Here is a 19239-nt window from a genome sequence, read left to right on the forward strand (position 1 = left end):
CCGGAGACTGACATGCAGTACGACACACTGATTCGCAACGCCCTGGTCATCGACGGCAGCAACACTCCCGGTTACGCCGCTGACGTGGCAATCCTCCATGGCCGCATCGCGCGCATCGGCGATCTGGGCGATGCCCGCGCCAGCGAAGAGATCGACGCCGCCGGCCGCGTGCTGGCGCCGGGTTTCATCGACGTGCACACCCACGATGACACCGTGGTAATTCGCCAGCCGCAGATGCTGCCCAAGCTCAGCCAGGGTGTGACCACGGTGATTGTCGGCAACTGCGGCATCAGCGCCGCACCGGTCAGTCTCAAGGGTGATCCACCGGATCCGATGAACCTGCTCGGCACGGCCGCCGCCTTCGTCTATCCACGTTTCAGCGATTACCGCGCGGCGGTCGAAGCGGCCAACACCACGCTGAATGTCGCGGCACTGGTGGGGCACACGGCGCTGCGCAGCAATCACCTCGATGATCTGTTTCGCACGGCGACCGACGATGAAATTGCCGCCATGCGCGAGCAGTTGCGTGAAAGCCTCGAGGCGGGCGCCCTTGGTTTATCCACAGGTCTGGCGTATGCGAGCGCGTTCTCCGCGTCCACCGATGAAGTCATGCAACTGACTGAAGAACTGAACGCGTTTGGTGCGGTGTACACCACGCATTTGCGCAGTGAGTTTGAACCGGTGCTGGAGGCCATGGACGAAGCCTTTCGCATCGGCCGCCACGCCCGTTCGCCGGTGATCGTTTCCCACCTCAAGTGTGCCGGCGTGGGCAACTGGGGGCGCAGCCCGCAGTTGCTCGCATCGCTGGAAGAGGCGGCGAAAACCCACCCGGTCGGCTGTGATTGCTACCCCTACGCGGCAAGTTCTTCGACGCTGGATCTGAAGCAGGTCACCGACGCCCACCGCATCACCATCACTTGGTCGACGCCTCACCCGGAAGTCAGCGGTCGCGACCTGACCGCCATCGCGGCCGAATGGACGATGCCACTGCTCGATGCCGCCAGACGCCTGCAACCGGCGGGCGCGGTGTATTACGGCATGGACGAGAACGACGTGCGCCGCATCCTCGCCCATCCGCTGACAATGGTCGGCTCCGACGGCTTGCCGGAAGACCCGTTTCCCCATCCGCGCCTGTGGGGCGCTTTCCCACGGGTGCTCGGTCATTTCAGTCGCGATGTCGGGTTGTTTCCGCTGCACACCGCCGTGCACAAGATGACCGGTCTGTCGGCGGCGCGCTTCGGCTTGAAGGAGCGCGGCGAGATTCGCGAAGGACACTGGGCGGATCTGGTGTTGTTCGATCCGGCAACCGTGCATGACGTGGCCGACTTCAGCGACCCGCAACGTGCCGCGCAAGGCATCGACGGCGTGTGGATCAACGGCGTGCTGAGTTATCGCGAGGGGCAGGCCAATGGGCAAAGGGCAGGGCGGTTTCTGGCGCGTGAGGGTGATCTGCGTGACAACTTTCACTGAGTTTCGCGGATTGCGTCACAGTGATGGCACATTGCGATTAAAGAAAGCCGTCACCAAGCCGAATTGCTGACATCTACCCCGGCTACACTGCGGGGCCAATCAGTCAGGGAGCACCCCATGAGCTTCGGCAAAACCACCCCGATCCTGCGGATTTTCGATGAAGCCAAGGCCTTGGAGTTCTATGTCGACTTCCTCGGTTTCAAGATCGATTGGCAGCATCGTTTCGAACCCGGTTTCCCGTTGTATCTGCAAGTCTCCCGGGGCGAATGTGTGCTGCACCTGTCCGAGCATCATGGCGATGCAACACCGGGTTCGGCCCTGCGGATCGAGACCGATGAGCTGGAGGCCTTCCAGCAGCAGTTGGTCGCCAAGAACTACAAGTTCTCGCACCCGGGGATTCAGGCCATGCCGTGGGGCAGCCAGGACATGACCATCGCCGACCCGTTCGGCAATCGCCTGGTGTTCACCAACGCGATCAGCCTCTAGCTGTCGTTCGACACCCGGTGAGTCTGCCGAAACTCACCAGGCGGCATGCCGCGTCGGCTCTTGAAGGTGCGGTGAAACGAGCGCGGTTCGGTGAAGCCCAGATACTGCGCAATGTCCTGAATCGGCAAGGTGCTGTTGAGCAGGTAATGCTCGGCCAGTTCCTGGCGCAAGTCATCGAGGATCTGCTGATACGAGGTGCCGGCCTGATGCAACTGGCGTTGCAGCGTGCGCACGGACACCGCGAGATGCTCGGCCACCTGTTCCTTGCGCGGCAGACCTTCCTTGAGCAACTGGCGCAGGATGCTCTTGACCCGTTGCTCCAGCGACGCATCCTCCAGTGTCGCCATCAGACTTTGCGCGTGTTCCTCCAGCGTGCGCAGCAAATGCGCATCGGCCTGGCGCAACGGCAACTGCAAATACGGCAATGGCACGATCAGCGCGGAATACGGCTGATCGAACAGCACCGGGCATTCGAAAAACCGTTCGTACTGTTCCAGCGTCGTGTCCGCCGGGCGTGAGTGCTCCAGCCACACGGCGGCCGGCGACAACTGGGTGTCGGCGATCCAGCGTGCGTATTGCAGCCAGGAGCCGAGCACGTTCTCCACCAGATGCCGGCGAATCCGCGGGCGTTCGAAGCGGCAGCTCCAGATCAGGTGCACGCGGCTGTCGTGCATCTCGGCGCGGCTGACGCCCATGTCGCCCACCAGTTTCTCGAACGGCATGATGCGGCTCATGGCGTCGCCCAGTGTTGCGCAGTTCATGGTGATGTAGCCCAGCACGCTCCAGGAATTGGGCAGCACGAAATTCGCCGCGTTGAGACCGAACAGCGGGTCGCCCGAGTGTTCGCAAAAGTAGTCGAGCAACCGTTCATGGGTTTCCCCCGGCAGGCGCAGGCTGTTGTCGCTCAACTGCTGCGCCTGCAACCCCGCCGCCGCCAACGCAGGCTCGATGGCCAGACCCAGATGTTCGGCATGACGCAGGTATTTGAGCAGGGGCGGAACAGAGGTGAAGCCGAGCGATTGCATGACCGAATTCCCTTGATCGAGGCCGCCACGGGCGGATGAGCGCCCTGAAAGGTAATTTGAATCCACGACTAAAGTAAATGGCTGGCGCTTGCGCGACGTTTGACTCAATTGGCTACTCGAACTGGCCGGATGCGACCGTGACACTTTCGGCCGGCTGACTAGTATGAGGGCCTGAAATCTCACTGATCAGACTGCACAGAAGGACACACGCATGCGACGCTGGAACGGCTGGGGAGATGCAACCACGGTGGTCGAACTGCCGGCCCAGGGCGCAAGTTTTCTCCATGAGCGACTGGGGGAGGGACGCGCGCTGCCCGACGCGACGCTTGAAGCGGCGTTGGCCCGGGTGCCGGTCTCGCGGCTGGCGGAACACGCCTTGTACAGCATCGATGCCCATGACCGTCTGCTGCATGCCCGGGGCCAGAGCCTGCCGGACTGGCTGGCGTTGCGTGAAGGCGCGCTGGGCAATTATCCCGACGCCGTGGCGTTCCCGGAAACCGCCGAACACATTCGCCAGTTGCTGGCGCTCGCCCAGACGCAGGACCTCTGCCTGATTCCCTATGGCGGCGGCACGTCGGTGGCCGGGCACATCAATCCGCCGGACTCCGCGCGGCCTGTAGTGACGGTGTCGCTGGCGCGGATGAGCCGCCTGCTCGATCTCGACGAACCAAGCCTGCTGGCCACTTTCGGCCCCGGTGCCAGTGGTCCGCAGGTGGAAAGTCAATTGCGCGCCCGGGGCTACACGCTGGGGCACTTCCCACAGTCGTGGGAGTTGTCGACGCTGGGTGGTTGGGTGGCCAGTCGTTCCAGCGGTCAGCAGTCGCTGCGTTATGGGCGGATCGAGCAACTGTTCGCCGGCGGAACCCTGGAAACCTTTGCCGGGCCGCTGCAAATTCCAACCTTCCCGGCCTCGGCGGCGGGTCCTGACTTGCGCGAAGTGGTGCTGGGTTGCGAGGGGCGTTTCGGGATCATTTCCGAGGTCAAGGTGCGGGTCAGTGCGTTGCCGGCCGATGAGCGTTTCTACGGTGTGTTTCTGCCCAGTTGGAACAAGGCGTTGCAGGCGATTCGGCAACTGGCGCAAGCGCGGGTGCCGCTGTCGATGCTGCGCCTGTCCAACGCGGTGGAGACCGAAACCCAACTGGCGCTCGCCGGCCATCCGCAGCAGATCGCCTGGCTGGAAAAATACCTGAGCCTGCGCGGCGCGGGGCAGGGCAAGTGCCTGCTGACCTTCGGCGTGACCGGCAATCGCAAGCAGAACGCGTTGTCCCTGAGTCAAGCCCGCCAGCATCTCAAGGCGTTTGGCGGGGTGTTCACTGGCACACTGCTCGGCAAGAGGTGGGCGCAGAACCGCTTCCGTTTTCCCTATCTGCGGGAGAACCTGTGGAACGCCGGTTACGTGGTCGACACCCTGGAAACCGCCACCGACTGGAGCAACGTCGACAACCTGCTCAACCGGATCGAAAACAGCCTGCGGGATGCCTTGGCGGCCGAAGGCGAACGGGTGCACGTGTTCACGCATCTGTCCCACGTCTACGGCGAAGGCTCAAGCATCTACACCACTTATGTGTTTCGCCCGGCGGCGGACTATCCCGCGACGCTGGCCCGCTGGAAGGCCCTCAAGCACGCGGCCAGCCAGACCATCGTCGACAACCACGGCACCATCAGCCACCAGCACGGCGTGGGCAAGGATCACGCACCGTATCTACCGCGTGAAAAGGGCGCGTTGGCGATGGACACCCTGCAGGCGCTGAGCCGGCACTTCGACCCGGCCGGGCGCCTGAACCCCGGCACGCTGTTGCAGGAGTGACCGCCATGAGCGCGGACTGGAACGCCGATTGGCGCCAGCAAGTCCTGCCGACACTGGCGGGTGAAAGCTGGGATTTGATCGTCATCGGCGGCGGTATCAGCGGCGCCGGCATCCTGCGCGAAGCCGCGCGCCGTGGCTGGCGCTGCCTGCTGCTGGAGCAGCGTGATTTCGCCTGGGGCACGTCCAGCCGCTCTTCGAAAATGGTCCATGGCGGTTTGCGCTATATCGCCAAGGGCCAGTGGCGACTGACCCGGGATTCGGTGCGCGAACGCCAGCGCCTGCTCGACGAAGCACCGGGGCTGGTGGAGCCGATGAGTTTCATGATGCCGCACTATCGCGGCGGCTTCCCCGGGCCTCGGGTGCTGGGTGGTTTGTTGTCGGTCTATGACGCATTGGCCGGGCGCCGCGACCATCGTTTCCATGACGCGCAGCAACTACGTTTTCTGGCGCCGGGCGTGAAAGAACATGACCTGCTGGGCGGCACCTGTTTTGTCGATGCGCTGACCGATGACGCACGGCTGGTGATGCGCGTGTTGAGCGAAGCGCGGGCCGATGGCGCGGTGGTGCTCAACGGCATGCGGGTCGAACATCTGTTGCGGGAAAACGGACGGGTGTGCGGAGTTCAGGTCGAGGATTGCGAGGCCGGCGCCTCACTGCAACTGCGTTGTGGTGTGCTGGCGGTAGCCACCGGCGCCTGGGCCGAACGCTTGCGTCCACCCGAGGCGCCGCGCCAGTTGCGTCCGTTGCGCGGAAGCCATTTGCTGCTGCCGGGCTGGCGCTTGCCGGTGGCGCAAGCCTTTACGTTCATGCACGAGCAGGATCGGCGTCCTGTGTTCGTTTTCCCGTGGGAAGGCGCCACGGTGGTGGGCACCACCGACCTCGATCATCGCGAGAATCTGGACCAGAGCGCGAGCATCAGCGGTGAAGAACTCGACTATCTGCTGGCCGCCTGCCGACAGCAGTTTCCCGGCGCTGAAGTGACAGCGACCGACGTGCTTTCAACCTGGTCTGGCGTGCGCCCGGTGGTGGGCAGTGCGGCGGGTGAGCATCAGGACAAACCGTCGAACGAAACCCGTGAGCATGTGCTGTGGCAGGAGCCGGGTTGCGTCACCCTGGCCGGCGGCAAACTCACGACGTTCCGCCCGCAAGCCATCGAGGTGCTCAAGGCCTGTGCCGACATGCTCGGCCGTTCGTTCGATGACGATGCCGCGCCGGTGTTTGCCGCCGTGCCGCCACTGGCGATCCCCGGTCTCAGCCCCGGCCAGTGGCGACGGCTGGCCGGGCGACATGGCCGGGACCTGCCAAGGCTGGCGCAACTGCTCACCGAACTGGGCCATGAAACGGTCGGCGCCACCGACACTTTGTGGGCAGAACTGGTCTTTGCCTGCGACGCGGAAATGGTCCTGCACCTGGATGACCTGCTGCTGCGTCGCACCCGTCTCGGCCTGTTGCTGCCCCATGGCGGCGCCGATTATTTCCCGGCCATTCGCCGACTCTGCCAACCACTTCTGGGCTGGGACGACGAGCGCTGGCAACAGGAACAGCAACGCTATCAGGCGTTATGGCAACGCCATCACGGCCTGCCGGAAATCGCGCAGTGATGCCCCTCGAAGAGAGCTCCATGGACAACCACCCAAACAAGCGTTACCTGCTGGCCATCGACAATGGCACCCAGAGCGTGCGCGCGCTGCTCTTCGATTTGCAGGGCAATCTGCTCGGCAAGGGTAAGGTTGAATTGCAGGCCTATTACTCGACGCAACCGGGCTGGGCCGAGCAGGATCCGGAATATTACTGGGCGAAACTGGGCGAGGCCTGCCAGCAGGTGTGGGCGCAAACCGGCATCGATCGTTCGCAGATTGCCGGGGTTTCCCTGACCACCCAGCGTGGCACGGTGATCAACGTCGATGCTCAGGGCAAGCCGCTGCGCCCGGCGATTCTCTGGCTCGATCAGCGCCAGAGCGAAGTCGAAGGCGGGATCAAGGGACCGTGGGGCTGGCTGTTCAAACTGGCCGGCGCGCAGGCCACAGTGGATTACTTTCGCGCCCAGGCCGAGGCCAACTGGATCGCCCGCCATCAACCCGAAGTGTGGGCGGCGACCGACAAGTTTCTGCTGCTCTCGGGGTTTCTCACACATCGCCTGTGCGGGCGTTTTGTCGACTCGGTGGGTTGTTGCGTCGGTTATCTGCCGTTCGATTTCAAACGCCTGCGCTGGGCGGCACCACGTGACTGGAAATGGCAGGCGCTGGCGGTGCGCCCCGAGCAACTGCCGGCCTTGTACAAGCCCGGTGAAACCCTCGGCCATATCAGTGCCGAAGCGAGTCGCCACACCGGCATTCCCGAGGGGATTCCGCTAATCGCGGCGGGGGCCGACAAGGCCTGTGAAGTGCTCGGCTCCGGGGTCGTCGATTCGGGCACGGTGTGCCTGTCCTACGGCACCACCGCGACCATCACCAGCACCCGCTCGCGCTATCTGGAAATCGTCCCGTTGATTCCGCCGTACCCGTCGGCGGTGCCGGATCAGTACAACTGCGAGGTGATGATTTATCGCGGCTACTGGATGGTCAGCTGGTTCAAGAACGAGTTCGGCCTGCGGGAAATGCAGCAGGCCAAAGAGCAGGGCATCGAGCCCGAGCAGCTGTTCGATGCACTGGTCGAGGCGGTGCCGCCGGGCTCGATGGGCTTGATGTTGCAGCCGTACTGGTCGCCGGGCATTCGCGAACCGGGTGTTGAAGCCAAAGGCGCGATGATCGGCTTCGGTGACGTGCACACCCGCGCGCATATTTATCGGGCAATCCTCGAAGGTCTGGCGTATGCCTTGCGCCAGGGCATGGAGAAAATCGAGAAGCGCTCGAAGATCTCCGTCACCCGTCTACGTGTCGCTGGCGGTGGCTCGCAAAGTGATGCGGCGATGCAACTCACGGCGAACATTTTCGGCCTGCCGGCGGAGCGCCCGCATGTCTATGAAGCATCCGGTCTGGGCGCGGCGATTTGCTGCGCGGTGGGGCTGGGGTTGCACGCGGATTTCCCTTCGGCGATAGCGGCGATGACCCGGGTCGGTGCTGTGTTTCAGCCACAACCAGAGGCGCAAAAGGTCTATGAGCGACTTTACCGGGACGTGTATCTGCGCATGTACCGGCAGCTCAAGCCGTTGTACCAGAGCATCCGCAAGATCACCGGTTACCCGGCCTGAAACAACAGCGCACGTGGCGCTATCGGAGAACTTTTCTGGTGAGATCGGACAGTGTCAGGGGCGGGGGCGGTTGTTAGGCTCGATCCCCACGGCACACATAACAAGAACCAGAAGCAATGAAGCTGATCTCCCTCCTGCTGCTTTGCGCAATGGCCCCGACGGCGTGGGGCTGGTCGAACCATACGGTGGGCAGCTACCTGGCGTTGCAGGACCTGCCGGCGTTGCGCGATGCGTCGCCCGTGGACGTCGAACCGCTGGAGCAGTTTCTCTCCGAGCAATACCCGGCCATCGTCGTGTTGCTCGATGAGCAGGAACGCTTCGCCCGCGAACACTTCAAGCAATACCCGCTGCGCCCCGACAATCTGAAATTGCCGGCGGTGCCGAGCGACAATCTGCGCCACGATTTCCTCACTGCGCTGCGGATCAATCCGCAGATTCATCTGGCGATGGTCATCCAGCCGTTGCCGGGCAAAGACCTGCCCGAGCGCGAGCATCTGCAGGCCGATCAGGTGATGGTCAAGCAGACGCTTTCACCGTGGAATCGCCAGCGCTTCATTCGCGTGGCCGATCACGAAAAAGTCGCACCCCTGGCCGTGCTGGCCAGCGCCGCCGATGAGCCGGACTACGGCCACGACATCAATCTGTTCAGCGACAACCCCGGTGAAGTCGCCGCGTTGTACGGCTTCGGTCCGCAGCCGTTTGGCGATGCACGCTTCCAGTACAGCTCCCAGGCGCCGTTCCACATGGGCTTCTTCCATGAGAGCCCGGTGGTGTACGCGGCTGCCGGATTTCTCGAGCGCAGCTGGCCGGACTGGCGCGCGTATCAGTACATGGGGCTGGCGCGGCTGGCGTTTGCCACTGGCCATTCCTACTGGGGTTATCGCTTTCTCGGCTGGGGCCTGCACCACGTTCAGGACCTGACCCAGCCGTATCACGCCAAGCCGTTGCCCGGCGTCGAACTGCCGAGCCTTCTGTTGCTGGAAGGCAAGGCGCTGGCCGGTTTTGCGGAGGACAAACAGGCGTCCATCGAACGGGTCGCGACCCGCCACATGGAAGTCGAGAAATACCAGTCGACCTGGCTGCGCCGCATGCTGCGCGCCGGTCAGCCGCATCCGATGCTCGACGCCTACGCCGATGCCGCCGGGGACGCGCATTACCCGCCGTACTCCGTGGACTACCTGCGTGAAGTGGTGAGTGCCGAGTCGGTCGATGACTCCGCCGCCTTCGATGAAACCATCGGCCAATGGCTGGAGACGGCCCCGGTCACCAGCGACTTCAGTGCCGGCAATCAGTTGCAGCAAGAGAATTTCGACCATCCGGAACTGAATCGGCAACTACTCAAACTGCTCGGCCATTTCGGCGCCCACAGCCGGATTTATGTCAGTGCGGGACTGGCGCCCTGAGCATCGCGGCAACACACAACAATAAGAACAGGGAAGGAGGAACAGATGATCAACACTCGATTGCGCCTGTCTGGCGTAGCGCTCCCCGGTGTCGGTTTGGCAGGGCTGCTGCAACTCTGCGCAGTCGACGCGGTGCAGGCCGCCGAGTTCAGCGTGCTGGACAATCAGGTCACCGGCTCGCTCGACACGACCTTGTCCTATGGCCGCTTGTGGCGGGTGCAGGGCCGGGACAAGAACAACGATGACGTCAACACCAACGACGGCAATCGCAACTTCGACACCGGGCTGGTTTCCGAGGTGTACAAGATCACTTCGGAGCTGGAGGCCAACTACCAGAACTACGGGATGTTCCTGCGCGGCACGGCGTTCTACGACACCCAGTTGATGGACAAGCGCAACGACTACTACCACAACAACAGCCCGTCGCAGCCGAGCCAGAGTTATCCCCAGGACGACCGTTTCACCAGCCAGACCCGCGACATCGCCGGCAGCCGGGTCGAGATGCTCGACGCCTATGTCCACGGCAGCTGGGACGTTGCGCAAATGCCGGTCACCGCACGGGTAGGGCGTCAGGTGTTCAACTGGGGCGAGGGGATTTTCTATCGCGGCGGGATCAACACCACCAACCCGGTGGACGCCGCCAAGTACCGCTTGCCCGGCGCCGAGGTCAAGGAAGTGCTGATGCCGGTGGAGGCGGTCAGCTTCAACATCGGCCTGACCGACAGCCTGACCATGGAAAGCTTCTACCAGACCAACTGGAAAGAAACCCGCATCGATCCGGTCGGCACCTTCTACTCGCAGACCGACCTGTTCGCCGACGGCGGCAACACTGCTTACAACAACTTCAGCGGCACCGCCCTCGATACGCCGGTGCCGGGGTTCGGCAATGTCATCGGCTTGTACAGCGCATTGGGCAACAACCCGTTGCTCGGCCCGGCACTAAAATCCACCGGCCTCTACGCCAACGGCGTGACCCCGGCCTATGGCAACACCCTGAAAGTGGCGTCGATCGGCAAGGACTACAACGCGCGCAATGACGGCCAGTTCGGCTTTGCCTTTCGCTACATCGCCGAGGAGCTCAACAGCACCGAATTCGGCCTGTACATGGTCAACTACCACGCCAAGGAACCGACCATCGCCGCCGACCTCGGTGGCTACAAGGGCATCGACATGAATGCTCTGACCAACATGCTCTCCAGCGTTGCCGGCAGTCAGGCCGGGGCCCTCGCCAATGGGCTGGCGACTGCCGATGTGATGGGCAACATCCAGGCCCATCGGCGCTATGCCGAAGACATCCGCATGTACGGTTTCAGCTTCAACACCACGCTGGGCAATGCCTCGGTGTTCGGTGAACTGGCCTATCGACCGAACCTGCCCATCGGCATCGCCGCCACCAACGATTTGATCGGCGATCTGGCCAACGGCGCTGCGGCGGCGGTGTCCGGCAAGGCCATCAACGTCGGCGGGCAAATGGTCACCCTCGACAGCCAGATCAACAACGCCGAGCGGGTGGAGGCGTTCAACACCTCGCTGGGCAGCATCTACAACTTCGGTCCTACGCTGTCGTTCGACTCGATGTTCGGCATCTTCGAACTGGCCTCCGAGCACCTGCGCGGCAGCAGCCTGCAATACACCGCCTACGACGGCAGCACCCGTTACTACGCCGGCACCGGCAACACTTCGTACGTGTCCGGCGGCGATCGCGACGATCAGGTCAACCGCAATTCCTACAGCTACACGGTGATGTTCAACGGCACCTGGAACGATGTCTACGCCGGGATCAACGTCTCGCCTTACGTCGTCTACAAGGACGACTTCAAGGGCAACAGCTACCAGGCCGGCAATGCCATCGACGGGCGCAAGGCCTACACGCTGGGGGTCAAGGCCAACTACCAGAACAAGCTCGAAGCCGAACTGCAGTACACCGAGTTCTGGGGCGGCGGGCAGAACAACGGCATTCGCGACCGCGACAACGTCGGGTTCAACCTCAAGTATTTCTTGTGAGTCCACAGGTTTTTTGAATTCGGAGAACGAGCATGTTTCCTGCATCACGACTGACCAAGACCACACTGGCGTTGCTTTTGAGCCTTACCGCCGCAAGTGCACTGGCGGCCATCTCGCCCCAGCAGGCCGAACAACTGAAAACCACGCTCACCCCCATGGGCGCCGAGCGCGCCGGCAATGCTGCCGGCACCATTCCGGCCTGGACCGGCGGCATCACCCAGGCGCCGGCCGGCTACAAACCCGGCCAGCATCACCCCGATCCGTACGCGGCGGACAAACCGCTGTTCACCATCACCAAGGCCAATCTCGACCAATACAAGGCGCATCTCAGCCCCGGCCAGATCGCCCTGTTCAACAGCTACCCCGACACCTTCCAGATGCCGGTCTATCCCTCGCGTCGATCGGGCTCGGCGCCGCAATGGCTGTATGACAACACCCTGAAGAATGCGACCTCGGCCAAACTGCTGGAGGGCGGCAGCGGATTTGCCGATGCCTATGGCGGCGTGCCGTTTCCGGTACCGAAGGATGGGGTCGAAGTGCTGTGGAATCACATCACTCGCTATCGCGGCATCTACGTGGTCCGTCGTGCCTCCGAAGCACCGGTACAACGCAACGGCAGCTTCGCGCTGGTGACCTCGCAGCAGGAAGGCTTCTTCAACTACTACCGCCCGGGCGGCCAGTTCGCCGACCTGAAAAACATCCTGTTCTACTACCTCGCCTTCGTGAAAAGCCCGGCACGCCTCGCCGGTGGTGCTGCGCTGGTGCACGAGACGCTGGACCAGCTCAAGGACCCGCGTCAGGCCTGGATCTACGACGCCGGCCAACGCCGCGTCCGCCGTGCGCCGAACCTCGCCTACGACACGCCGATCGCTTCCTCCGATGGCCTGCGCACCGCCGACGATACCGACCTGTTCAACGGCTCGCCGGACCGCTTCGACTGGAAGCTCAAGGGCAAGCAGGAAATCTACATCCCCTACAACAACTACAAAGTCGGCAGCCCCGACGTGAAATACGCCCAACTGCTCACCCCCGGCCACCTCAACCCGCAATACACCCGCTACGAACTGCACCGGGTCTGGGTCGTGGAGGGCACGCTCAAGCCAGGCGCGCGACACGTCTATTCCAAGCGAGTGCTGTTCCTCGACGAAGACAGCTGGGGCGCCGCGCTGGTGGACCAGTACGACGGGCGAGGGGAGTTGTGGCGCGTGTCGATGGCCTACCTGAAAAACTTCTACGACCTGCCCACCACCTGGAGCGCACTCGACGTCTTCCACGACTTGCAGGCCCGGCGTTACTACGTGCAAAACCTGGATAACGAAGAAGCCTCCACCGTCGACTTCTCGCAACCGGTGCCGGAGGATTCGTATTTCATGCCGTCGGCGTTGCGGCAGCGGGGGACGCGGTGAGATGAACCTCGCTTCTTCTAAGGATCAGGCAGAGGTTTTCGAGTTGATTTGTTAGTCTGCAATCACTCATTTCACGGATCGAAGGAAGCCTTATGACCAGCATCACTATTCGACTCGATGAGCAGATGACAGAGCAACTGCGTATCGCTGCCGCCCAAAATGGCCATTCCATGGAAGACGAAGCGCGGCACATTCTGGAGAACGCGTTGGTTACCGTTGATCGAGCTGGCGGATTAGGTACTCGGATACGCAATCGATTCGGCGCCATGGGTGGCGTCGAGCTTGATCTTCCATCACGTTCAGAAAACCTCAGCGGCTGATAAACACCGCTCACAAAAAAGCCCGCCGCCACACCAGAACCAGTGTAGCGGCGGGCTTTTTATAGGGTGCAAAAAAATGGCGAGTGCACCGCACTCGCCACCTCCCGCATCAATCAGTCGGCACCACTTTGTCCAGCGCACGGTTAACGGCCATTTCGGCGATCATCACGATCTGGGCGATGCCTTGCAGGGTCTTGCGGTGGCTGCCCTCGACCACCGCCACATGATTGTTGAGCATGACGGTGGCGGAGCCGAGGGATTCGCTGGCGTCTACCAGCAGGGATTCGGTGTCGGCTTCGGGGTGGGCCTGATAGAGGGTGTTGGGTTTGTAGGGCGCGGCCATGATGTGGGCGCTGAGTGGGCCGAGGTGATAATCGAGGGCGCGTTCGGCGGCTTCGTTGAAGCGTTTCGAGCCGGGGCATTCGTAGGGGGATGCCGGATCCGGGATGATTGTGGGTTCGGTGAGCGGTGGGTTTGGCGTTACCTTGAACATGGGTGACTAACCTCTGGTTGAGGCTGCACCTTTTTGCCGCTAAGCAAAAGGGTGGCAGCTGTGCGCAAGTTAGCGGACCGGTAGTCACCCACAACCCGGCGCACCCGAAGGTGCCATGCGCACAGCCACCATCAAGTGCAGGCTGGCGCCTGACTGGATTCGACATGTGCAACCGTAGGGGACATTCCGAACCGCTAAGTTCGATCACTGGAAATCAGTGACGCAATCAAATTACGCAGCCAGTCCAAGGCGCACAAGCCGGCGGATTCTGGCGTAGCCGTAGGCAACGGCGCAAGGTTTTGTGGGCTTCGGGACGTTTCACGGCGTGTCCTTAAACACCGCTGACCAATCGTGTGTAATTGCGATTCAGATCCCGTCATCCAATTCCTGAAGATGGCAATTTCAGGACAAAAAAGAAGGGCAGCTTTTCAGCTGCCCTTCTTTGTACATCGGCTTTCGTGTGCAGGGTTTACACGCGGAAATGGCTCACCATCTGCTGCAACTGCCCACCCAACCGCGCCAGTTCAACGCTGGACTTGGCCGTCTCATCACTCGCCGCAGCAGTCTGTTCCGACACGTCGCGGACGTTGATGATGCTGCGGCTGATTTCTTCGGCCACGGCGCTTTGCTGTTCGGCGGCAGCGGCGATCTGCTGGTTCATCGACTGGATGTTCGACACCGTGCGGGTGATGTTTTCCAGGGAGTCGCCGGCCTTGCGGGTCAGGGCCACGCTGCTGTCGGTCAGGGCGCGGCTGTTGTTCATCACGGCCGAGACTTGCTGAGTGCCGTTCTGCAGACCGGCCACCAGGCCTTCGATTTCCTCGGTGGATTTCTGCGTGCGCTGGGCCAGGCCACGGACTTCGTCGGCGACCACGGCAAAACCGCGACCGGCTTCACCGGCACGGGCGGCTTCGATGGCAGCGTTGAGTGCCAGCAGGTTGGTCTGTTCGGCCACAGCCTTGATCACGTCCATGACGCTGCCGATCTTGTCGCTTTCCTGTTGCAGCACGCTCATGGCTTCGGTGGAACGCACCACTTCGCTGGCCAGACGCTCGATCTGGGCGATGGCTTCGTTCACCACTTTGTCGCCTTCGCGGGCTTCGCCGTCAGCGGCGGCTGCGGCTTGCGAGGCTTCTTCGGCGTTGCGTGCGACTTCCTGCACGGTGGCGGTCATCTCGTGCATGGCGGTGGCCACCTGATCGGTCTCGACCTTCTGGCTGTTCACGCCGGCGCTGGTCTGTTCGGTGACGGCCGACAGCTCTTCGGCGGCGCTGGCGATCTGGGTCACGCCGTCGCGGATGCCGCTGATCAGGTCGCGCAGGGTCACGCCCATGCGCGCGATGCCTTGTTGCAGCACACCAAGTTCGTCGCGGCGGGTGACGATCACGTTGTGGCTCAGATCGCCGCTGGCGATGCGGTCAACCACGGCCATGGTTTCCTGCAGCGGACGGGTGATCTGGCGGGTGATGATGAACGCCGCGATGACGCCCACCAGCAACGCCAGCAGAGTGCTGATCAGTTGCAGGGTGCGAGCCTGGGCACTTTCCACGTCACGACGGTCAAGCTGGATCTGATACAGCTGTTCGCTCAAGGATACGATCAGGTTGCCCTGGTCGGTCATTTCCTTGCGTGCCTGCACCGCTTCGCTGTTGGCGTTCTTGAACGCCTGCAGGGCGCTGCGGTAGTTGGTCAGCGCGGTTTCCAGCTGACGCAGGGTGTCTTGCTGGGTGCTGGAGAAATGCACGCTCAGCTGTTTCAGGCTGGCGATGGCCACATCCAGTTGGCCGACGGCTTTCTGCTCGGTGTCGGCATTGGCGGTGGCGGTGTAGCCGCGCACTTCATAGCGCGCCAGGATGAACGCTTCCTTGGCTTCGGTGATGGCCTGGAACTGTTCGAAACGTGTATCGCTCAGCGGCATTTGCTGCACACGGGTGCTGATCGACTCGATCAGGTTGTACGCGGTCTCGGCGTTGGCGGCCATGGTGTCGCGCGCCGTATTACCGGTGCGGTAGGCGTTGCGCATCTTGTTCAGGGACGTCTGGTACTCGGCGATGGTCGCCGCCTGCTCCTTGAGCAGCTTGACGTTTTCCGGGCTCTTGAATTTGCCGATCAGCGCTTGTTGCTGTGCAGCGAAACCGTCGAGGGTGGTTTGCACGTTCTGCGCGGCGGTTTCGTCGCCGTTGGTCAGCATGTATTGCAGGCGCACCACGCGCAGCTTGGTCAGGCCGGCGTTCAGCTGGGTGATGTCGCTCATCCAGTTGCTGCGGTCAATCAGGCCGCCGAGGCTGGTCCAGCCGGTCAGGGCAAGGATGCAGGTCAGGGCCAGGACGAGACCGAAACCCAGCCCCAGTTTGAGGTTCACGCTGATGTTGCCGAACCAGCTATTCATCACAATTCCTCCAGAAAACGTTGTGCGTCTTGATCGTCGGTCAGGCTGGAAGATTGTTGTTTTTTTGAGCCAGCAAGGGTGTTAGCAGGACTGTATCGGCCGCAAATCCGAGAGCTGAAAGGATTTTGTCCGACGGAATTTGTAACAAGGGATCCCAAGACTTTTTTCACATGACTTTCACTGGCTGCCCACGGGGGCCTCTGTACCTTCGCCGGATCAAATGACAGTGCTGCGAGCTGGCGAGGCGGATTTTTGTGGAATTGAGACTGAGTCTGTTCGGCGTCAAACGCTCGATCGACCTGAGCGGTTTGGCCCGTTTTCGGAACGCCGGGGTTGTCCTGGCGACCTTGGCGCTGGTGGTGCCATTGACCCTGTGGCTGCTTGCCCCGGCGGCGGTGCCTGATCTGGCCCACGGCAATGTGGCCGGTGCGCAGGCGTTGGCGGCCGGTTGGGCCAAGGGCGACATGATCGTGCTGGTGCGTCATGTTGAGCGCTGCGATCACTCTCCGGCGCCATGCCTGAGCGGCAATGACGGCATCACCGACCGTTCGCGCAGTGTCGCGGTCGCCGTCGGCGCACAGTTCGAGCACCTGGGCCTGAACCATGCCGACATCTACAACAGCCCGATGACCCGCACCGTGCAGACCGCCGGTTACATGTTCAACCACGCGACGACCGGCGAAGACTGGCTGATCAGCTGCAAGGGCCGCATGTTGCAGGATGCGCTCGCGCACAAGGTCCCGGGGCGCAACCTGATCCTGGTCACCCACAGCGAATGCATGGCGCAGCTGGAAAAAGACCTCAAGGTGCCGACCTCGACCCTCGGTTATGGATCCTCGCTGTTCGTTTCCGCTGCCAACCCGGCGGCTCCGAAAATGCTCGGCTTCATCGAGGCCTCCGACTGGCGCACGGTGTCCACCCGATGAGTGCTCGCTTTTACGCTTACAACTTCGGTATCCCGCTGTTCTGTGCTGCTGTGGTGTTTCTGATGTTCGACATGACGAACATCGACATCGCCTTCAGCAATCTGCTGTTCGATCCGCTGACCAATACCTTCCCCCTCGACAAGATCCACTTCTTTGAAAAGTTGACCCACAAGTGGGCGCGGATCATTCCGAACTGGACTGCTGAAATTGCCTTGGTCGGTGCGATGCTGTCGGTGGTCTGGCCGCTGGTCAATCCGCAGAAGCGCCCGGGCCTCGCCGGGTTTCTCGAGCGCTGCAAAGTGGCGCCTGTGCTGCGCTTTGCCGCTGACCATCGCCGGGATTTTCTGTTTGTGGTGGTGGCGTTCGCGGTGTGTACCGGCGTGATCCACTTCCTCAAGGCCCACACCAGCGTTTACTGCCCGATCGAGACGACGCTGTACGGCGGCAAGATGGCGCACATCGAGTGGTACAACAATTTCCAGCTGTTCCATGAGGCTGGCGACGGCCGTTGCTGGCCGGGCGGACACGCCTCCGGCGGTTTCACCATGCTGGCGCTGTATTTTGTCGCGCGGCGTTATCAATGGCGCTTCTCCATCGCCTTGTTGTGGGGCTCGCTGCTGCTCGGTTTCGTCTACGGCACCACACGCGTCCTGCAGGGCTGGCACTACATGTCCCACACATTCTGGGCCGGTATCTTCGTATGGCTGGCGTGTTTGCTGACGGCGCTGGCGTTCTATGGCCGGGCTCGTCTGGAGTTGCCGGTGTTGAGCAAGCGTGAGCGACAGGTGTTCAGTGCACAGCCCGAGGCTGCTCTCTGAAGCGTCGCGATTGAAATGAAAAACCCGCCATCACCGGCGGGTTTTTCGTTTGTGCATCGCTGTATCAATAGCCTACGAAGTAATACGCCTGGCGCCCGACCATCATGGTCTTGAGGACTTTCAACGGGGCGGCGGGCTCGCTGTCCCCCGACATCACCGCGATGTTCGAAGGCGAGGCACTGAGGTAATCCTTCAGTTGCGCATCGGTATCCAGGCCCTTGAGGACGCTCTGGGTATAGAACACGCTGGCGCCGCCGACCCGTTCGTTGGCCTGAAACAGCGCGACCTGGTGGCCGCTGGCTTGCAGGCTCTGGATATGTTCGGTCAGTGGCAGGAACGACAATTCCTTGTCCGCCTTCGGCAGTGCCCATTGCGCGGCACCGAGGTAGCTGGCGATCACCACCGTCAGGATACCGGCCGCCAATGCCTGACGATGACGGGCGATCCATCCGACAAACCCGCTGTTACGGTCCTTCAACCTCTCGAACAGTACGCCCGCATATTCCGCCGCAATCACTGCCGCTGCCGGCGTCATCGACATCAGGTACACCGTGCGCTTGCTTGAGGCCAGGGTCAGCATGATGAACTGCGCAACGATCCACAGGCTGAAAAACAGCAGGTAACGATTGGCCTTCAATTGTTTACGGAAGTGCCACAGCCCCAGATACACCAGAATGTTCCAGGGCAGGAACGCTTCAGGCAGTTTGGCGATGTAGTAGTAGAACGGCTCATAGTGCCCGGCTTCGACGAAGGAACCGCTGAAACGCCCGACGCTGTTGGTCAGCAAGACTTCTCTGACGGCCTGGGCGCCGCCGTGCTGATACAGCACCGCGAGCCAGATCAGCAGCGGAATCAGCCCGAGCGCGGTCAACAAACCGGGCCGCAGCCACTCGGTCAGTTTGAAGCGCTTGTCCATCAGGTTGTCGGCCAGCAGATAAGCGAAAATCACCACCCCCGGCATCGCCAGACCGAGCACGCCTTTGCTGAGCGTGGCGATGGCAATCCCGACGATAAACAGCAACGAATTACCCGGCGTCGAAGCGCGTTGCGCCTGGAAAAACGCCAGCAACGCCGTGGTCACGCCGAGCGCGAGCAACGCATCCTCGCCAACCCCGCGCACGTTGCTCCAGTAACTGGCCATGGTCGCCAGCAGAATCCCCGCCGTCCACGCGATCGCTTTCGGCCGTCCGAAGCGCCGCAGCATGCCGTACAGAATCATCACGCTGAGCAGGCCGGCCACCGCCGACGCCAGCCGCACCGCCCACGGCGAAACCCCGAACACGCGCATGGCGCCGGCATCCAGCCACAGACTCAGCGGTGGTTTTTCCAGAAACGGTTCACCGAACAGACGAGGCGTCACCCAGTCATCGTCCAGATGCATCTCCATGGCGATGCCGGCGACCCGGGCTTCGGTGGAGCCTTGCAATTGATGGTTACCCAACGCGAAGAAAAACAGCAGGGCGGCAAGCAGGAACAGGGAAGTGACGGCACGCGACGACATA

15 protein-coding genes and 1 pseudogene are annotated in these 19239 nt (G+C 62.2%); 11 read left to right on the plus strand and 5 right to left on the minus strand.

The genetic code is table 11. The annotated features are described in order from the left end of the window. Positions 1 to 12: 12 nt before the first annotated feature. Positions 13 to 1470 carry an amidohydrolase family protein gene (locus CAG02_RS19895; RefSeq protein ID WP_085713217.1) on the plus strand — a complete coding sequence of 486 codons (1458 nt, stop codon included), beginning with the start codon at positions 13 to 15 and terminating at the stop codon, positions 1468 to 1470. Positions 1471 to 1587: 117 nt separating this feature from the next. Next, the gene (locus tag CAG02_RS19900) at positions 1588 to 1956 is read left to right on the plus strand and encodes a glyoxalase superfamily protein (protein WP_085713218.1); all 369 of its coding nucleotides are present in this window, start codon (positions 1588 to 1590) and stop codon (positions 1954 to 1956) included. On the opposite strand, the gene CAG02_RS19905 is transcribed toward CAG02_RS19900, so the two are convergent. Beyond that, positions 1953 to 2981, minus strand: a complete 1029-nt coding sequence (locus CAG02_RS19905) for an AraC family transcriptional regulator (RefSeq protein ID WP_085713219.1) — start codon at positions 2979 to 2981, stop codon at positions 1953 to 1955. The genes CAG02_RS19900 and CAG02_RS19905 overlap by 4 nt on opposite strands. 211 nt (positions 2982 to 3192) lie before the next feature. Here CAG02_RS19905 and CAG02_RS19910 point away from each other — a divergent pair, with 211 nt between their 5' ends. The 7 genes from CAG02_RS19910 to CAG02_RS19940 all read left to right on the plus strand — a co-directional run bounded on the left by CAG02_RS19910 (position 3193) and on the right by CAG02_RS19940 (position 13111). Beyond that, a complete protein-coding gene (locus CAG02_RS19910) occupies positions 3193 to 4788 on the plus strand; it encodes an FAD-binding oxidoreductase (RefSeq protein WP_085713220.1) in 1596 nt (531 codons plus the stop codon). Positions 4789 to 4793: 5 nt separating this feature from the next. Beyond that, on the plus strand, positions 4794 to 6389 hold the full coding sequence (locus CAG02_RS19915) for a glycerol-3-phosphate dehydrogenase/oxidase (protein WP_085713221.1): 1596 nt from the start codon (positions 4794 to 4796) through the stop codon (positions 6387 to 6389). Between the two features lie 20 nt (positions 6390 to 6409). Continuing rightward, complete coding sequence (locus tag CAG02_RS19920) at positions 6410 to 7978, plus strand: FGGY-family carbohydrate kinase (protein ID WP_085713234.1); 1569 nt, start codon at positions 6410 to 6412, stop codon at positions 7976 to 7978. Between the two features lie 116 nt (positions 7979 to 8094). After that, the gene (locus tag CAG02_RS19925; RefSeq protein ID WP_085713222.1) at positions 8095 to 9381 is read left to right on the plus strand and encodes a phospholipase; all 1287 of its coding nucleotides are present in this window, start codon (positions 8095 to 8097) and stop codon (positions 9379 to 9381) included. Positions 9382 to 9426: 45 nt separating this feature from the next. After that, positions 9427 to 11385, plus strand: coding sequence for a DUF1302 domain-containing protein (locus tag CAG02_RS19930; protein WP_085713223.1), 1959 nt, complete (start codon positions 9427 to 9429; stop codon positions 11383 to 11385). A gap of 32 nt (positions 11386 to 11417) precedes the next feature. Continuing rightward, complete coding sequence (locus CAG02_RS19935) at positions 11418 to 12791, plus strand: DUF1329 domain-containing protein (protein WP_085713224.1); 1374 nt, start codon at positions 11418 to 11420, stop codon at positions 12789 to 12791. Positions 12792 to 12883: 92 nt separating this feature from the next. After that, complete coding sequence (locus tag CAG02_RS19940; protein WP_085713225.1) at positions 12884 to 13111, plus strand: plasmid stabilization protein; 228 nt, start codon at positions 12884 to 12886, stop codon at positions 13109 to 13111. Between the two features lie 109 nt (positions 13112 to 13220). Here CAG02_RS19940 and CAG02_RS19945 read toward each other — a convergent pair whose 3' ends face one another. The 3 genes and pseudogenes from CAG02_RS19945 to CAG02_RS30295 form a co-directional block, all read right to left on the minus strand. After that, positions 13221 to 13604 (minus strand): DUF6124 family protein, encoded by a 384-nt coding sequence (locus tag CAG02_RS19945; protein ID WP_085713226.1) that lies wholly within the window; start codon positions 13602 to 13604, stop codon positions 13221 to 13223. 469 nt (positions 13605 to 14073) lie between these two features. Next, complete coding sequence (locus CAG02_RS30290) at positions 14074 to 14937, minus strand: methyl-accepting chemotaxis protein (RefSeq protein ID WP_371321019.1); 864 nt, start codon at positions 14935 to 14937, stop codon at positions 14074 to 14076. Positions 14938 to 14979: 42 nt separating this feature from the next. Beyond that, positions 14980 to 15993 (minus strand): annotated as a pseudogene (locus tag CAG02_RS30295) (methyl-accepting chemotaxis protein); the annotation flags it as partial. Between the two features lie 254 nt (positions 15994 to 16247). On the opposite strand from CAG02_RS30295, the gene CAG02_RS19955 reads away from it, so the two are divergent. Beyond that, positions 16248 to 16919, plus strand: coding sequence for a histidine phosphatase family protein (locus CAG02_RS19955; RefSeq protein WP_085713228.1), 672 nt, complete (start codon positions 16248 to 16250; stop codon positions 16917 to 16919). After that, entirely contained in the window at positions 16916 to 17737 is an 822-nt protein-coding gene (locus CAG02_RS19960; protein ID WP_085713229.1) for a phosphatase PAP2 family protein, read from the plus strand. Before CAG02_RS19955 ends, CAG02_RS19960 begins: the two co-directional genes overlap by 4 nt. Before the next feature lie 64 nt (positions 17738 to 17801). Here CAG02_RS19960 and CAG02_RS19965 read toward each other — a convergent pair whose 3' ends face one another. Further along, on the minus strand, positions 17802 to 19238 hold the full coding sequence (locus tag CAG02_RS19965) for a glycosyltransferase family 39 protein (protein WP_085713230.1): 1437 nt from the start codon (positions 19236 to 19238) through the stop codon (positions 17802 to 17804). Position 19239 lies beyond the last annotated feature (1 nt).

The organism is Pseudomonas sp. R43(2017) (assembly GCF_002112345.1).
GTDB classification, from domain to species: Bacteria; Pseudomonadota; Gammaproteobacteria; order Pseudomonadales; family Pseudomonadaceae; genus Aquipseudomonas; species Aquipseudomonas kribbensis.

What these genes read in the sequence shown, in the direction of transcription:
- CAG02_RS19895 (WP_085713217.1), top strand. Translation starts at nt 13, where the DNA reads ATGCAGTACGACACACTGATTCGCAACGCCCTGGTCATCGACGGCAGC.
- CAG02_RS19900 (WP_085713218.1), top strand. Translation starts at nt 1,588, where the DNA reads ATGAGCTTCGGCAAAACCACCCCGATCCTGCGGATTTTCGATGAAGCC.
- CAG02_RS19905 (WP_085713219.1), bottom strand. Translation starts at nt 2,981, where the DNA reads ATGCAATCGCTCGGCTTCACCTCTGTTCCGCCCCTGCTCAAATACCTG.
- CAG02_RS19910 (WP_085713220.1), top strand. Translation starts at nt 3,193, where the DNA reads ATGCGACGCTGGAACGGCTGGGGAGATGCAACCACGGTGGTCGAACTG.
- CAG02_RS19915 (WP_085713221.1), top strand. Translation starts at nt 4,794, where the DNA reads ATGAGCGCGGACTGGAACGCCGATTGGCGCCAGCAAGTCCTGCCGACA.
- CAG02_RS19920 (WP_085713234.1), top strand. Translation starts at nt 6,410, where the DNA reads ATGGACAACCACCCAAACAAGCGTTACCTGCTGGCCATCGACAATGGC.
- CAG02_RS19925 (WP_085713222.1), top strand. Translation starts at nt 8,095, where the DNA reads ATGAAGCTGATCTCCCTCCTGCTGCTTTGCGCAATGGCCCCGACGGCG.
- CAG02_RS19930 (WP_085713223.1), top strand. Translation starts at nt 9,427, where the DNA reads ATGATCAACACTCGATTGCGCCTGTCTGGCGTAGCGCTCCCCGGTGTC.
- CAG02_RS19935 (WP_085713224.1), top strand. Translation starts at nt 11,418, where the DNA reads ATGTTTCCTGCATCACGACTGACCAAGACCACACTGGCGTTGCTTTTG.
- CAG02_RS19940 (WP_085713225.1), top strand. Translation starts at nt 12,884, where the DNA reads ATGACCAGCATCACTATTCGACTCGATGAGCAGATGACAGAGCAACTG.
- CAG02_RS19945 (WP_085713226.1), bottom strand. Translation starts at nt 13,604, where the DNA reads ATGTTCAAGGTAACGCCAAACCCACCGCTCACCGAACCCACAATCATC.
- CAG02_RS30290 (WP_371321019.1), bottom strand. Translation starts at nt 14,937, where the DNA reads ATGGGCGTGACCCTGCGCGACCTGATCAGCGGCATCCGCGACGGCGTG.
- CAG02_RS19960 (WP_085713229.1), top strand. Translation starts at nt 16,916, where the DNA reads ATGAGTGCTCGCTTTTACGCTTACAACTTCGGTATCCCGCTGTTCTGT.
- CAG02_RS19965 (WP_085713230.1), bottom strand. Translation starts at nt 19,238, where the DNA reads ATGTCGTCGCGTGCCGTCACTTCCCTGTTCCTGCTTGCCGCCCTGCTG.